Annotated in this window: 8 protein-coding genes; 5 read left to right on the top strand and 3 right to left on the bottom strand. The window is 72.7% G+C overall.

From position 1 onward, the window contains the following. The first annotated feature begins 517 nt into the window (after positions 1-517). The 3 genes from IE217_RS23825 (at position 518) to IE217_RS23815 (ending at position 6,768) form a co-directional block, all read left to right on the top strand. Positions 518-1,240, top strand: a complete 723-nt coding sequence (locus tag IE217_RS23825; RefSeq protein WP_190179953.1) for a lytic polysaccharide monooxygenase — start codon at positions 518-520, stop codon at positions 1,238-1,240. 300 nt (positions 1,241-1,540) lie between these two features. Continuing rightward, on the top strand, positions 1,541-3,739 hold the full coding sequence (locus IE217_RS23820) for a M4 family metallopeptidase (RefSeq protein WP_190179952.1): 2,199 nt from the start codon (positions 1,541-1,543) through the stop codon (positions 3,737-3,739). A 104-nt stretch (positions 3,740-3,843) separates the two neighbouring features. Further along, positions 3,844-6,768, top strand: coding sequence for a helix-turn-helix transcriptional regulator (locus tag IE217_RS23815; RefSeq protein WP_190179951.1), 2,925 nt, complete (start codon positions 3,844-3,846; stop codon positions 6,766-6,768). 54 nt (positions 6,769-6,822) lie between these two features. Here the strand turns inward: IE217_RS23815 and IE217_RS23810 are convergent, their stop codons facing one another. Next, the gene (locus tag IE217_RS23810; protein ID WP_190179950.1) at positions 6,823-7,512 is read right to left on the bottom strand and encodes a TetR/AcrR family transcriptional regulator C-terminal domain-containing protein; all 690 of its coding nucleotides are present in this window, start codon (positions 7,510-7,512) and stop codon (positions 6,823-6,825) included. Positions 7,513-7,583: 71 nt separating this feature from the next. On the opposite strand from IE217_RS23810, the gene IE217_RS23805 reads away from it, so the two are divergent. Both IE217_RS23805 and IE217_RS23800 read left to right on the top strand, forming a co-directional pair. Next, entirely contained in the window at positions 7,584-8,972 is a 1,389-nt protein-coding gene (locus IE217_RS23805; protein ID WP_373298117.1) for an FAD-dependent monooxygenase, read from the top strand. A 326-nt stretch (positions 8,973-9,298) separates the two neighbouring features. After that, positions 9,299-12,139 carry a lectin gene (locus IE217_RS23800; RefSeq protein WP_190179949.1) on the top strand — a complete coding sequence of 947 codons (2,841 nt, stop codon included), beginning with the start codon at positions 9,299-9,301 and terminating at the stop codon, positions 12,137-12,139. 94 nt (positions 12,140-12,233) lie between these two features. On the opposite strand, the gene IE217_RS23795 is transcribed toward IE217_RS23800, so the two are convergent. Continuing rightward, complete coding sequence (locus IE217_RS23795) at positions 12,234-12,869, bottom strand: TOPRIM nucleotidyl transferase/hydrolase domain-containing protein (RefSeq protein ID WP_190179948.1); 636 nt, start codon at positions 12,867-12,869, stop codon at positions 12,234-12,236. Between the two features lie 114 nt (positions 12,870-12,983). Then, positions 12,984-13,187 (bottom strand): cold-shock protein, encoded by a 204-nt coding sequence (locus IE217_RS23790; protein ID WP_031486274.1) that lies wholly within the window; start codon positions 13,185-13,187, stop codon positions 12,984-12,986. Positions 13,188-13,370 lie beyond the last annotated feature (183 nt).

Genomic DNA, 13,370 nt, shown 5'->3' with positions numbered 1-13,370 from the left:
CCTCCTCAGCCGATCTCGCGGTCGCGGCTTGACTCCTTAGGCACGTGAGATGTCTCTCTCGCGCGGCGGCCTCGGGCGAGGCTGCGCCGCGGTGGGGGCGTCGCGAGGACGAGGTGGCTCTCTGGTGCGTTCGTTGTTGTAGCCACGTCGGCCGACTTTGTCTAGACCAATCGTGGCCAGTACTTCGAAGACGAGGGGTGGGCAAGGGTCGAAGCGATGACGGTGCCAATTCCGCTGCCCTACTGGGCAGTTGCCTTCCCCTGGCCCCTTGACCGCACCCGAAACGGGGCTATGGTCTAGACCTAGTGCCCGCAAGGTCTGGACCCATACGGCCGACGGCCGCCGAGGCCGGTGGCGGCCCCCCGCTCACAGGGCGCACCGCGCCCCGGCACACGCACCTCAGCGCACCGGGTCACCAGCGTGCGCGCCCCACAACCCCACATGCCCCGCGTACAGCCCCGTACCCCACCGGGCCGCCGGGGCCGGTTCCCACAGACATCGAAGGAAGTGGCTTGGTATGAAGTCGAAGAGACGGGCCGCCGTTGCCATCGGCGTGCTGGCCGCTCCCCTGCTCGCCATCAGCCTTCCGGCGAGCTCGGCCAGTGCCCATGGCTGGGTGACCTCGCCCGGCAGCCGGCAGGACCAGTGCGCCAAGGGCATCGTCGACTGCGGCGAGATCAAGTACGAGCCGCAGAGCGTCGAAGGCCCCAAGGGCCTGCACAGTTGCAGCGGCGGCAACGCCCAGTTCGCCGAACTCGACGACGACAGCAAGCCCTGGCAGGTCACGCCGGTCGGCACGTCGTACACGTTCACCTGGCACTTCACGGCCCGGCACGCCACCGCCAACTGGCAGTACTTCATCGGCGGTCAGAAGATCGCCGAGTTCGACGGCCATGGTGCGCAGCCCCCCGCGGACCTCAGCCAGCAGGTCGACTTCGGCGGCTTCACGGGCCGTCAGAAAGTGCTGGCCGTCTGGAACATCGCGGACACCGCCAACGCCTTCTACTCCTGCATCGACGTCAACATAGGCGGCAGCGGAGGCGGGGGCGGCGGCAACGGCGGCGGTGGTGGCACGCCCGGCACCTGCACCGCGCCGGCCTGGGCCGCCGACAAGGTGTACACCGGCGGCAGCACCGTCACCTACGGCGGTCACACCTGGCGCGCCAAGTGGTGGGTGCAGGGCGAACAGCCCGGCAGCACCGGTCAGTGGGGCGCCTGGGAGGACCTCGGAGCCTGCTGACGCGGAGGCCCGGCACCGCCCCGGCCACGACAACGTGAGCCAGGGGCGCGCGCCGGGTCCCGCATGCGGCCGCCGCGGGCCGCCCGAGGCCGCCAGGGGCCGCGAGGAGAGGGAAACCCCTCACCCTCGGCGCAGTGCCTGGCAGCCGTCACCGCGGCTTTCCGACACTCGTGCGTCGGCGCCGTTCCACCCATGAACCGCGCCGTCCGCACACCGGCAGGCGCCCGCCGCTTCCCTCACCGCACTGTGACCCGGCGGCGCGCGCCCACATGCACGAGGTGAAAGGAAACCCCCCTCCCCATGGACATACGAAGAGTCGGGCGACTCTTGACGGTCACCGTGGCCTGCGTGTCCGCGTCCGCCCTCGCACTTCCCGCCGCCACCGCGGCTCCCGGGCCGCATCCGCAGTCCCACCCCCGACCGCACCCCGCACCGGCCGGTCCCGCGGCCTTCACCGCGGCACCGTTCACGGCGAACCCGGCACCCGCCGTCCGCGACCGCGTCGTGAACGCCGCGCGCAAGGCACTGGCCGCCCACGCGGGCGCCGCCCACAAGACCGAGGGCGACGCCTTCTCGGTACGCAACGTCGTGGTCGACCGGGACGGCTCCGCCGCCGTCCGCTTCGACCGCAGCTACAAGGGACTGCCCGCCTACGGCGGCGACGTCATCGTGCACCTGAAGAAGGACGGCGCGTACCTGTCGCTGGCCACCGGCTCGCAGACCACCGGGGCCGTCTCCACCCGGCCCCGCCTCGCCGCCGCCCGCGCCGCGCAGCTGTCCAGGGCCGCGTTCCACGGCCGGGTCCAGTCGGTGTCCGCCTCGCGTCTCGCGGTGCGGATGAAGGGCAAGGAAGCCGCGCTGGTCTGGGAGACCGTGGTCAGCGGCGTGCGCCCGGACCAGACGCCGAGCCGCCTGCACGTGCTGGTGGACGCCCGTACCGGCAAGGTCGTGACGACCAGTGACGAGGTGGACACCTTCGCGGCCGAGGGGACCACGCACGCGGGCCGCCGGCTCGCCGCCGCGCCCGGGGCGGGATCCTCCGCCGCCGTCGCCGGCACCGGGCGGTCGATCTACAGCGGCACGGTCTCCCTCGACGTCACCCAGACCGGCAGCGGCTACGCCATGCAGGACCCGGTGCACGGCAACGGCTACACGACCAACCTCAACCACGCCACCAGCGGCACCGGTTCGGTCTTCACCAGCTCCAGCGGCACCTTCGGCAACGGCACCAACAGCGACCCCGCCTCCGCCGGCGTCGACGCGCACTACGGCGCGGCCGAGACGTTCGACTACTACAAGAACGTCCAGGGCCGCAACGGCATCTTCGGCGACGGCCGGGGCGTGCCGTCCCGCACGCACTACGGCAACGCCTACGTCAACGCCTTCTGGGACGGCTCCCAGATGACGTACGGAGACGGCCAGGGCAACGCCCGCCCGCTGGTCGAACTCGACGTGGCCGGGCACGAGATGAGCCATGGCGTGAGCGGCGCCCTCACCGGCTGGGACGAGACCGGCGAGACCGGCGGCATGAACGAGGGCACCAGCGACATCTTCGGCACCATGGTCGAGTTCTACGCCAACAACCCCGTGGACACGCCCGACTACACCATGGGCGAGCTCATCAACATCAACGGCGACGGCCGGCCGCTGCGCTACATGTACAACCCGTCCCTGGACGGCCAGTCGCCCAACTGCTGGGACAGCAACAACGGCAGCCTCGACCCGCACTTCTCCATGGGCCCGCTCAACCACTGGTTCTTCCTGCTGGCGGTCGGCAGCGGCGACCACGGCTACGGCAACAGCCCGACCTGTGACAACTCCACGGTGACCGGCATCGGCAACGACAAGGCCGCCAAGATCTGGTACAAGGCGCTGGCCTCCTACGCCAACAGCGCGGAGAACTACCACCAGGCCCGCACCGACTCGCTGAAGGCCGCCGCCGACCTGTACGGCGCCCACTGCACCGAGTACAACACCGTCAACGCGGCCTGGGCCGCCGTCAGCGTCACCGGCGCCGACCCCGTGCCCGGGACCGGCAACTGCGGCGGCCAGCCCGGCTCGCCCTCGGTGACCAACCCGGGCAACCAGACGGGCGTCGTCGGCACCGCGGTCTCGCTGCAGATCCAGGCCGGCGACCCCGGCGGCAAGACACTCACCTACAGTGCGACCGGCCTGCCCGCAGGCCTGTCGATCAACTCCTCCACCGGCCGTGTCACCGGCACGCCGACCACCGCCGGAACCTTCTCCGTGACCGTCAGGGCGACCAACACCGACAACGCCGCCGGCACGGCCACCTTCACCTGGACCATCACCGGCGGAGGCAACCCGCCGCCGCAGGGCTGCGGCAACCTCCCGGCATGGAGCGCGACCACCGCCTACCAGCCCGGTGACCAGGTCTCGTACAACGGCCACAAGTGGTCCTCGCAGTGGTACTCGACCGGCGCCGAGCCGGGCGCGCCCGGCTCCTGGGCCGTCTGGAAGGACCTGGGCGCCTGCTGATAGACGACAACACCCGTGGGGGTCCGGGTCGTCGGCCTTCCGGCCGGCGGCCCGGACCACCGCGTCCGGCGGCCGGGGGGAGACCCCGCCCGGAAGGGGCACCGATGACCGAACCGACCACCTCTCCACACACGTTGCCGACGGCCGACGACCCGGTCGGTTGTCCGCCGCCCTTCGTCGGACGCGAGGCCCTGTGCGACACCGTCCGCACGCAGCTCATGGGCGGCGGCGGAGTCCTCCTCACCGGACCGGCGGGGATCGGCCGGACCACGGTGGTGTCCCGGCTGGTCGCGGACATGAGCGCCCGCGGCCACCGGGTCCTGCGCTGCTCACCCGCGCCTTCCGAGCGGGACAGCCCCTTCCTCGGCCTCATCGATCTGCTCGCCGGTGTCGGCGACGACGCCTTCGGGGCCCTCGCGACGCACGAAAGGGCCGTACTCGAAGGGGCGTTGCTGCGCGGTCCGCAGCAGCCCGCCGAGTCCGGCCCGGGCGGCGGACGGGACGCGCTCGTCCTGCGGATCGCCGTGCGCAAGGTCGTCGCTCAGCTCAGCAGCGCCGGGCCGCTGCTGCTGGCCGTCGACGACGCCCAGTGGCTCGACGCGCCGACCGCGGAGGTCCTCGCGTTCCTCGTCCGGCGGCCCGGGCCCGGCCCGGCGGTGCTCGTCGCGGTGCGCACGGACGGTACGGACGTCGCCGGCGCCACCGGCCCCGACGGGCACGCCGGTCCCACCGGGGCCACCGGCGGTCCCGCGGGTCAGGAACTGTGCCCGCGTCCGTTCCGCAAGACGGCCGTACCGCCCCTGACCGTCCATGAGACCGGGGAGTTGCTGGAGGCGCACGACCAGCCCTGCTGGCCGCGGCCGGTCGTCGCACGCCTGCACCGGGCGAGCGGGGGCAATCCCCGCACGGCACTGGAGCTCAGCGCGGCCCTCGACGAACGCGTGCGGACAGTGGGGGAGGACCTGCCGGGCTCCGCCGAACCGCTTCCCGTCCCCGACTCCCTGCGCCGGCCCGTCCTCGACCGGATCGACGCGCTGCCCGCACGCGCCCGCGGCACGCTGGTCACCGTGGTCGCCGCCGTCCGCCCCACGGTCGAGCTGCTGCGGCGCGCGGGGCACCCGCACGCCGAGGCCGACATCGGCACGTGTGTACGGCACGGCATCGTGCAGGCCTCCGAGCACGGCACGATCAGGTTCGTCGATCCGCTGACACCGGTGGTGCTCCAGGCCGAGACTCCCTACGACCGTCTCGTGCACGCCCATCGCGCACTGGCCGACGCGTCCGGCGACGAGGTGGAGCGCGCTCACCACGTCGCCCGGCTCGCGGCGGGTCCCGACCCGGCCGTGGCGGACCGGCTCGCCGACGCCGCCCGGGCCGCCCGCAGGCGCGGCGCGCCCGCGACGGCGGCGAGGCTGGGCCGCATGGCCGCCGAGCACACACCGGCCGGCCAGGCGGACGTGAGCGCCGAGCGCAGGCTCACCGCGGCCGAGGACGGCCTCGCGGCCGGTGACCTGGACTTCGCCAGGGAACTCGCCCACGAGGTGCTGCGCGGCGCCGGCCGCCGGGCCGCCGACCGGGTGCGCGCGTGGAACGTGCTCATCGACTCCTGCGGTCAGGCGATGGCCGAGATCGCCGGTCTCTTCCCCGAGGCCCTGCGCGACGCCGACGGCGATCCGGGTCTGCTGGCCCAGCTGCACTACCGGATGAGCTGGCGCGAGTGGATGGTGGGCGGCTCGGCGGCACGGGCGCACCCCCATGCCGTACGCGCCGCCGAGCTCGCGGCCCGCACGGGCGACCGGTGGACCGAGGTCATGGCGCTGAGCCAGCAGGCCGCCCTGGAACTCTTCCTGGGGCTGCCGGCGGCGGAGGCGACGCTGGCCGCCGCTCTCGCCGCACCGCACGACACACGCGCCATGGTCCACCACAACGGTCCCGTCTACCTCAAGCACCGGTTCCACCTGGCGCGCGACGAACTGGACGAGGCGCGAGCGGAGTTGCGCACCCTCGTCTACGCGCTGCGGCAGCGGGGCTCGGCGGACAGCCTGAGCCAGTGCCTGATCGGCCTCGCACAGGTCGAGATCCTGCGCGGTCGCTGCCGGCCGGCGCTGACCATCGCCCGGCAGAGCCTGCGCATCACCGAGGAGGCCGGGCTGAGTTCGGGGCCCGCCTGGTACACGGTCGCCCTCGCGGAGACGGCGGGCGGCAGCCTGAGCCGGGCACTCGCCGCCGCCGAGACGTCCCGGCAGCGCAGCGAGGACGAGGACGACCGCCTCTTCCTGCCCCGCGCACTGCACGCCGAGGGCCGGATCAGGCTGTTCACCGGCCAGTACGATCAGGCCGCCCGGCTGCTCGGACGTACGGGAGAACTCGAGAGCGCGCAGGGGCAGCAGGACCCGGCGACCCGGCGCTGGCACGCCGACCTCGCGGAAGCCCTGGCCCGCGCGGGTGCGCCGGACGAGGCGCAGGCGGTCGTCACCGTGGCCCGCCGTCAGGCCGAACGGCTCGGACGGCGGGCCGTCCTGGCCACGCTCGTCAGAGCGGAGGCCGCCGTCAGCGAGGCGCGCGGTGAACTGGCCCGGGCGGCCGAGGGGTTCGAGAGCGCGGCGGTACGGCTGCGTGCCGCCGGCCACCCGCTGGAGGAGGCGCGGACCCGGCTGGCGCTGGGCAGGGTGCGGCGGCTGGCCGGGGAGGAGGCGTCCTGCCGTGCCGCCTTCGCGGACGCGCTGCGGATCTTCACCAAGGCGGGCGCCACGTCCTGGGTGGCCATGGCTCGGGCCGAACGCGACCGCGCCCAGGCCGGCCCGCTCCCTCTGGCGGAGGCGGCGGTCGCCTGGTCGGAGCACCTCACCGCCACCGAGCGCAGCGTCGTCGCCCGCGTCGCCCAGGGCGCCACCAACCGGGAGATCGCTGCGGGACTCGTACTGAGCGTCAAGACCGTGGAAGCGGCCCTCACCCGCGCGTACCGCAAACTCGGCGCCAAGTCGCGGGTGGAGATCACCCGCATCGTCATGAGCCGTCCGACGACGTAGGCGCGGTCGGCCAGTCAGCCGGTGTGCCGGTCAACCGGTCGGCCGGGCTGTGGGTCAGCCGGTGTGCCGGTCGGCCGGGCCGCCGGTCCCGTACCGGGCGCCGATGCCCGCGATGACGACCGCCAGCCCCTCCTCGAACTGGCGGTCGTAGTCGTCGAAGAGGAGTTCCCCGGCCGCCGCCGCGAGCGGGAATCCGGCCATGCGGCGGGCGCGTTCACCGACGTCGACCCGCCGCATCCGCTCCTGGACCTCCCCCTCCCCTCGGAAGGGCCGCATGCCCTGCTCCTCGACGACGAAGCCGATGGTGAAGGAGTTCGCCGTCCGGCCCGCGTCCACCGCCTGGGCGAGGGTGAAGCCGGAGTCCGTCAGCAGCCGCAGGTTCGCCTCGAGGGCGGGGGCGTGGTCGATGCCGGTGAAACGGGTGCCGCTGAACACCTTGGCGCCGTCGCGGTAGCCGAGCAGGGCGGCCCGCAGCCCGCGGTTGGTCTTCAGCAGCCGCTCCTGCCAGGTGTCGGCGGGGTCGGGTTCGGCGCCGGCGGCCATCCGCCGGTACATCTCGCTCGCCATCTCGTCCAGCAGCGCCTGCTTGTCCTTGAAGTGCCAGTACAGGGCGGGCGCCTTGACGTCCAGCTCCTTGGCGATGGCGCGCAGGGTCAGGCCGTCGAGGCCCACCTCGTTCAGCAGTCGCAGTGCCGTGTCCGCGACCCGGTGCCGGTCCAGCGGCGCGCGTCGTTCCGTGCTCACGCTTGACAGCTTAACGGCGATAAGGGCACGCTCGGGACCGACATCGCTTAACGTTGTTAAGGAGAATTGTGATGGATGTACTGATCGTGGGCGCGGGCCCGACCGGTCTGACCCTCGGGATCGACCTCGCACGGCGCGGGGTGGAGGCGCTGGTGGTCGAACGGGCGGACGGGCTCTTCCCCGGCTCGCGCGGCAAGGGGATCCAGCCCCGCACCCAGGAGGTCTTCGACGACCTCGGCGTACGGGACGCGATCCGCGCGGCGGGGGGTCCGTACCCGGAGCGGATGATCTGGAAGGACGGCGAACGGCTCGGCGGGCAGCCGATGTTCGACCCGGTCGAGGCGGACGCGGGCACGCCGTACACCGATCCGCTGATGGTCGCCCAGTGGCGCACCCAGGAGGTGCTGTACGCCCGCCTCGTCGAGCTCGGCGGGCAGGTCGTCCTCGGGCGCGAGGTGACGGCCGTCGAACAGGACGCGGCCGGTGTGACCGCGCGCTGCGCCGACGGTACGGCGCTGCGTGCGCGGTACCTGGTCGCGGCCGATGGGGGACGCTCGGCCGTGCGGCGCGCGGTGGGCGTCGGCATGAGCGGGCGGACGGTCGACCCGGCGCCCTTCCTGGTGGCGGACGTCCGCCTGCGGGGCCTGGACCGGGATCACTGGCACACCTTCCCCAAGGACGACGGCAGTGGCGTCGCCTTGTGCCCGCTGGCCGGCACCGGCGACTTCCAGCTCCAGGCGCGCCTCGCCCAAGACGCGGAGCCCCACCTGACCCTGGACGGCATCCGCGAACTGATCGCCACGTACACGCACTTGACGGCGAAGGACGTCACGGAGGTCCGCTGGGCCTCGGACTTCCGCCCCCGCACGGGCCTGGCGGACCGCTTCCGGGTGGACCGCGTCCTCCTCGCGGGCGACGCGGCGCACGTCCACTCACCGGCCGGCGGCCAGGGACTGAACACCGGCGTCCAGGACGCCTACAACCTGGGCTGGAAGCTGGGCGCGGTACTGCGCGGCGGCGCACCCGGGACGCTGCTCGACACCTACGAGGAGGAACGGCGCGCGAACGCCGCGGCCATGCTGGATCTGTCCACCGCAGTGCACCGGGGCGAGGTGAGGCGCGGAAGGGCGACCATGCAACTCGGTCTCGGTTACCGCGAGTCGTCCCTGACCGACGAGACCCGGACCGCCCCGCCCGCCCTGCGAGCAGGTGACCGCGCGCCCGACGGCACGGTCGGCGGCGTACGCCTCTTCGACACCTTCCGGGGCCCCCACTGGACCCTCCTGGGCGCCACGGCACCCCCCGCCGCCCCCACCCTGCGCACCCTCCCGGCCACCCCCGCCTCCTACGCCCCGGGCGTCTACCTGATCCGCCCCGACGGCTACATCGGCTGGGCCGGCGACACGGCGGAGGGCCTGACCCAGTACGCGACACGCACGGGCGCCTTCATGACGGCGTGACACGCGGTGCGGCGCCCGGGGGCCGGCTCGGGCGCGGCGCGAGCGCGTCGCGGCGGTCGCCGGGCCGGGCCGGAGACCGCCGCCGGGGTTATTGACGTGAGCACGCCCGCTCGCTACTTTGCGCCTGTGCTCCGTATCGGAGTGTCCGAAGATCCCACGGCAGGCGGCGTTTCCCGCACTTCCGCCGATTGAAGACAACGTTGTCAGACCCCTGACGGCGTCGCCGCCACCGGCTCGAAGACATCCGGCCGTCGAGTCGTCGCCGCTGCCCGTGCGGCTCGGCGTGCTTCCCATGGCATCCCTCACCCCCCGCAGGAGGCAGACCGATGTTCCCGATTCCGTCCGCCGGTGGCCGGCGCGGCCCGCGCAGACGCGTGCCGAGCGGTCACCGGCTGCGCTCGGCCCTGGTCACCGGGGCCGGCGCCGCCCTTCTCGGCGCCTACGGCTTACCGGCCCCCGCCGCCTGGGCGTCCCCGGCGCCCGAAGTGTCCACGCGCCTGGTGTCGTCCCCCGCCGACCTGGTCAACCCCTTCATCGGCACGTCCAACGACGCCAACGACTTCCCCGGCGCGGACGTTCCGTTCGGCATGGTGCAGTGGAGTCCGGACACTTCGTCCCGGCCGCCGGGAGGCGGTTACGAGTACAAGGACTCCTCCATCTCCGGGTTCAGCCTCACGCACATCGCGGGACCGGGGTGCGGAGCCGCCGGTGACATCCCGGTGCTGCCCACGGTGGGAGCCGTCGACAACGGCGCCACGGACTCCTTCGCGCACGCCGGCGAGTCGGCCGCACCGGGGTCGTACAAGGTCGCCCTCGACAACAAGGTGACCACCGAACTCACCACCACCACGCGCAGCGGCATGGCGCGCTTCACCTTCCCCGCCTCCACGCGGTCCAACCTGCTCTTCAAGCTGGCGAGCAGTCAGAACGGCGCGAGCAACGCCCAGTTCAGCGTGGTCTCCAGCACCGAGGTCAGCGGCCAGGTCACCAGCGGGCGGTTCTGCGGCGCCGGGAACACCTACACCGTCTACTTCGACATGGTCTTCGACCATCCCTTCGCCTCCAGCGGCAGCTCACTCGCCCCCGCGGCGACCTCACCCGCGCCCTCCACCGGACGCGCCGACAAGAACGCCCCCGAGCAGCCGAACAGACCCCGACTGCACGGCACCATGCCCAAGTCCGCCCCGCCCCGCCCCGCGACACCGCACACCACGGCCTCGGCGGCCGCCGCGTCGAACGCGCACGTCACCTTCGACACGACCGCGAACCCCGTCGTCCAGGCCAAGGTCGGCATCTCCTACGTCTCGGTGGCGAACGCGACCGCCAACCGCGCCGCGGAGAACCCCGGCTGGGACTTCGACGGCATCCGCACCGCCGCCCACCAGGCCTGGGACGCCGCACTCGGGAAGATCCGCGTCGCCGGCGGCACCCCGGACCAGCAGACCGTCTTCTACACCGCGCTCTACCACTCGCTGCTGCACCCGAACGTCGTCAGCGACACCAACGGCCAGTACTCCGGGTTCGACGGCAGGACGCACACCGTCGACGCCGGCCACCACGCCGCCTACGCCAACTACTCCGGCTGGGACATCTACCGCTCCCAGGCCCAGCTCGAGGCGCTGGTCAGCCCGCAGACCGCCTCCGACACCGCCCAGTCGATGACGGACGACTACGCGCAGACCGGCCTCTTCCCCAAGTGGTCGGAGTACAACGGGGAGTCCTACGTCATGGTCGGCGACCCGGCGGCGGCGATCATCGCCGACTACCACGCCTTCGGCGCCCACGACTTCGACACCGCCAAGGCCCTGTCCGGCCTGCTGAAGCAGGCGAGCACCCCCAACAACGACCGGCCAGGCCTCAACTACCTGGACAGCCCCGGCTACGAACCCCACGACGGCACCTACGGCTGCTGCAACTTCTACGGCCCGGTCGCCACCACACTCGAGTACGCCACGGCGGACTTCGCCCTCTCGGCCTTCGCCGGCGCCCTCGGCGACAGCGGGAGCCGGCAGACGTACGCCCGTCGCGCCCAGGACTGGCGCAACACGGTGCACCCCGCCTCCGGCTTCGTCCAGCCCCGCAACGCCGACGGCTCGTGGACCGGCGGCTTCGACCCCACCAGCGGCACCGACATGGTCGAGGCCGACTCGTGGATCTACTCCGGCATGGTCCCCTTCGACGTGGCCGGACTCGCCACCGCCAAGGGCGGCGACAAGGCCATGAACGACTACCTGGACACCGTCCTGCGCAGCTACACCGGCGCGAACGGCTACGCCTGGGTCGGCAACGAGCCCAGCATCGAACTGCCCTGGGAGTACGACTACATCGGCGAGCCCTACAAGACCCAGCGCACCGTGCGGTCGATACAGGACCAGATCTGGTCCAACAGCCCCGCCGGCCTGGCCGACGGCAACGACGACCTCGGCGCGATGAGCGCCTGGTACGTGTGGTCGGCGCTCGGCATGTACCCCATGACCCCCGGCACCTCCGACCTGGCCCTCGGCTCGCCCCTGTTCACCCAGGCCGTGATCACGCTGCCCTCGGGCAACACCCTCACGGTCAACGGCAACGGCGCCGCCGGCAACGCGCCCTACGTGCAGTCCGCCACCTTCGACGGCTCGGCATGGAACAACGCCTACGCGCCGACGACCGCCATCACCTCCGGCGGCACCCTCACCTACACCCTCGGCACCAGCCCGAACACCGGCTGGGCGTCGGGCGCGGCCGCCGCGCCGCCCTCGTACGACGGCGGCGCGGGCGCCCCGCCGAAGCCGCGCGTGGGTCCGGTGAAGGCGGGTGTGAACCCGGCCCTGTGCGTGGACGACGACAACTCCGGCACAGCCGACCACACGGCGATCCGGCTGTGGACCTGCAACGGCACCTACGCCCAGGACTGGTCGATCGCCTCCGACGGCAGCCTGCGCACCCTCGGCAAGTGCCTCGACGTGTCCAACAGCGGAACCACCAACGGCACCCTCGTGCAGCTCTACACCTGCAACGGCACCGGCGCGCAGAAGTGGCAGGCGGGCACGGACGGAAGCCTGAGGAACACCAACTCCGGCCTGTGCCTGGACGATCCCAACTCCTCGACGACGGAAGGCACCCGGCTGCAGATCTACACGTGCAACGGCACAGCGGCGCAGAAGTGGACACTGCCGCCCGCCTGACACCTGGTACCTGACGCTCCGTCAAGGTCCCCCTGTGCCCCGGCCGTCCCGGGGCACAGGGCCTGGGCCTCGGCCACCGACGGCCCGACGAGGGTCACAGGGCGCGGAGCAGCCCGTCGAGCGGGGCGGGCACGCGGCCGGCGTCGAGGGCGTCGACGAGGACCCGGCCGTAATGGATCTTGCGGCCGCTCGTCGTCCCGAGGAAACGCCTGAACTGCTGCTGCGGTACGCGGTCTCGCTGCGCGGGCTGGTGCAGGAAGGTCCGCAGGGCGCGCGAGTCACCCTCCTCCCGGACGAGTTCCTCCACCCGTGCCGTGCCCAGAGCGCGGATGAGTTCGTCCTCCAGGTCCGCCGCGCAGACGTGGAAGCCTTGCCGCGCCGCGCCGGCCTGTTCGAAGGCGCGGGCGTAGTAGGGGCGTTCCGCCTCGTCGCACATGCCCGTCAGGCGCAGTCCCAGGCCGGGCGCACCGAGGAGCCGGGCGTAGCGCCCGACGCTCATCGCACCGCCGATCGACAGGACGCACACCCCTTCGGCCGCCAGGTCCCGGCCGCGGCGCCGGGCCAGCGCCTCGACCGCCGCCACGTCGCTGAGCCCTTCGAGCAGCACCGCCGTCCGCAGGGCCAGTCGCGCCGCGATGTCCTGCGCGGGCGCACCGGGGCCGCCCGCGGCCCATGTGCCGACCGCGTCCCGGAACGCCGCCATGTCCGTCGTGCCCGTTGTCTCCGCCATGAGGCGAGTCTCGGCCGTCGGGGGCCGCCGGCGCGAGGGATTTCCCGCGGACAGCGCGAACCGGGGCCCGCACCATGCGGTGCGGGCCCCGGTCCGTGGATACGCGTCCGGCGATCAGGCGGGGACGATGTTCTCCGCCTGCGGGCCCTTCTGGCCCTGCGTGACGTCGAAGGTGACCCGCTGGCCTTCCTGCAGCTCGCGGAAGCCCTGCGTCGCGATGTTCGAGTAGTGGGCGAAGACGTCAGGGCCGCCGCCGTCCTGCTCGATGAAGCCGAAACCCTTTTCGGCGTTGAACCACTTCACGGTTCCCTGAGCCATGATTTTCTCCTTCTGTAGGCAGAGGCCCCATCCGGAGAAGCCGGAAAAACAAATAATGCGCCTGCAGGAGAAACATTCCCGTCAGGCGCACATAGGTTCATGGGTACCAAAACTGCAACCCGAACAGCCTAACACAGCCGGCCGGGGACGCCCCGGGATGCGGGGGGCCGAGGCGTTCGCGAC

Source organism: Streptomyces naganishii JCM 4654, assembly GCF_014650575.1.
GTDB lineage: Bacteria > Actinomycetota > Actinomycetes > Streptomycetales > Streptomycetaceae > Streptomyces > Streptomyces naganishii.
This window is presented reverse-complemented; position numbering and strand designations above follow the sequence as displayed.

Excerpts from the sequence above, each read along its gene's own strand:
- IE217_RS23790 (WP_031486274.1), bottom strand. The coding sequence starts at position 13,187 with ATGGCTCAGGGAACCGTGAAGTGGTTCAACGCCGAAAAGGGTTTCGGC.
- IE217_RS23815 (WP_190179951.1), top strand. The coding sequence starts at position 3,844 with ATGACCGAACCGACCACCTCTCCACACACGTTGCCGACGGCCGACGAC.
- IE217_RS23795 (WP_190179948.1), bottom strand. The coding sequence starts at position 12,869 with ATGGCGGAGACAACGGGCACGACGGACATGGCGGCGTTCCGGGACGCG.
- IE217_RS23805 (WP_373298117.1), top strand. The coding sequence starts at position 7,584 with ATGGATGTACTGATCGTGGGCGCGGGCCCGACCGGTCTGACCCTCGGG.
- IE217_RS23800 (WP_190179949.1), top strand. The coding sequence starts at position 9,299 with ATGTTCCCGATTCCGTCCGCCGGTGGCCGGCGCGGCCCGCGCAGACGC.
- IE217_RS23825 (WP_190179953.1), top strand. The coding sequence starts at position 518 with ATGAAGTCGAAGAGACGGGCCGCCGTTGCCATCGGCGTGCTGGCCGCT.
- IE217_RS23820 (WP_190179952.1), top strand. The coding sequence starts at position 1,541 with ATGGACATACGAAGAGTCGGGCGACTCTTGACGGTCACCGTGGCCTGC.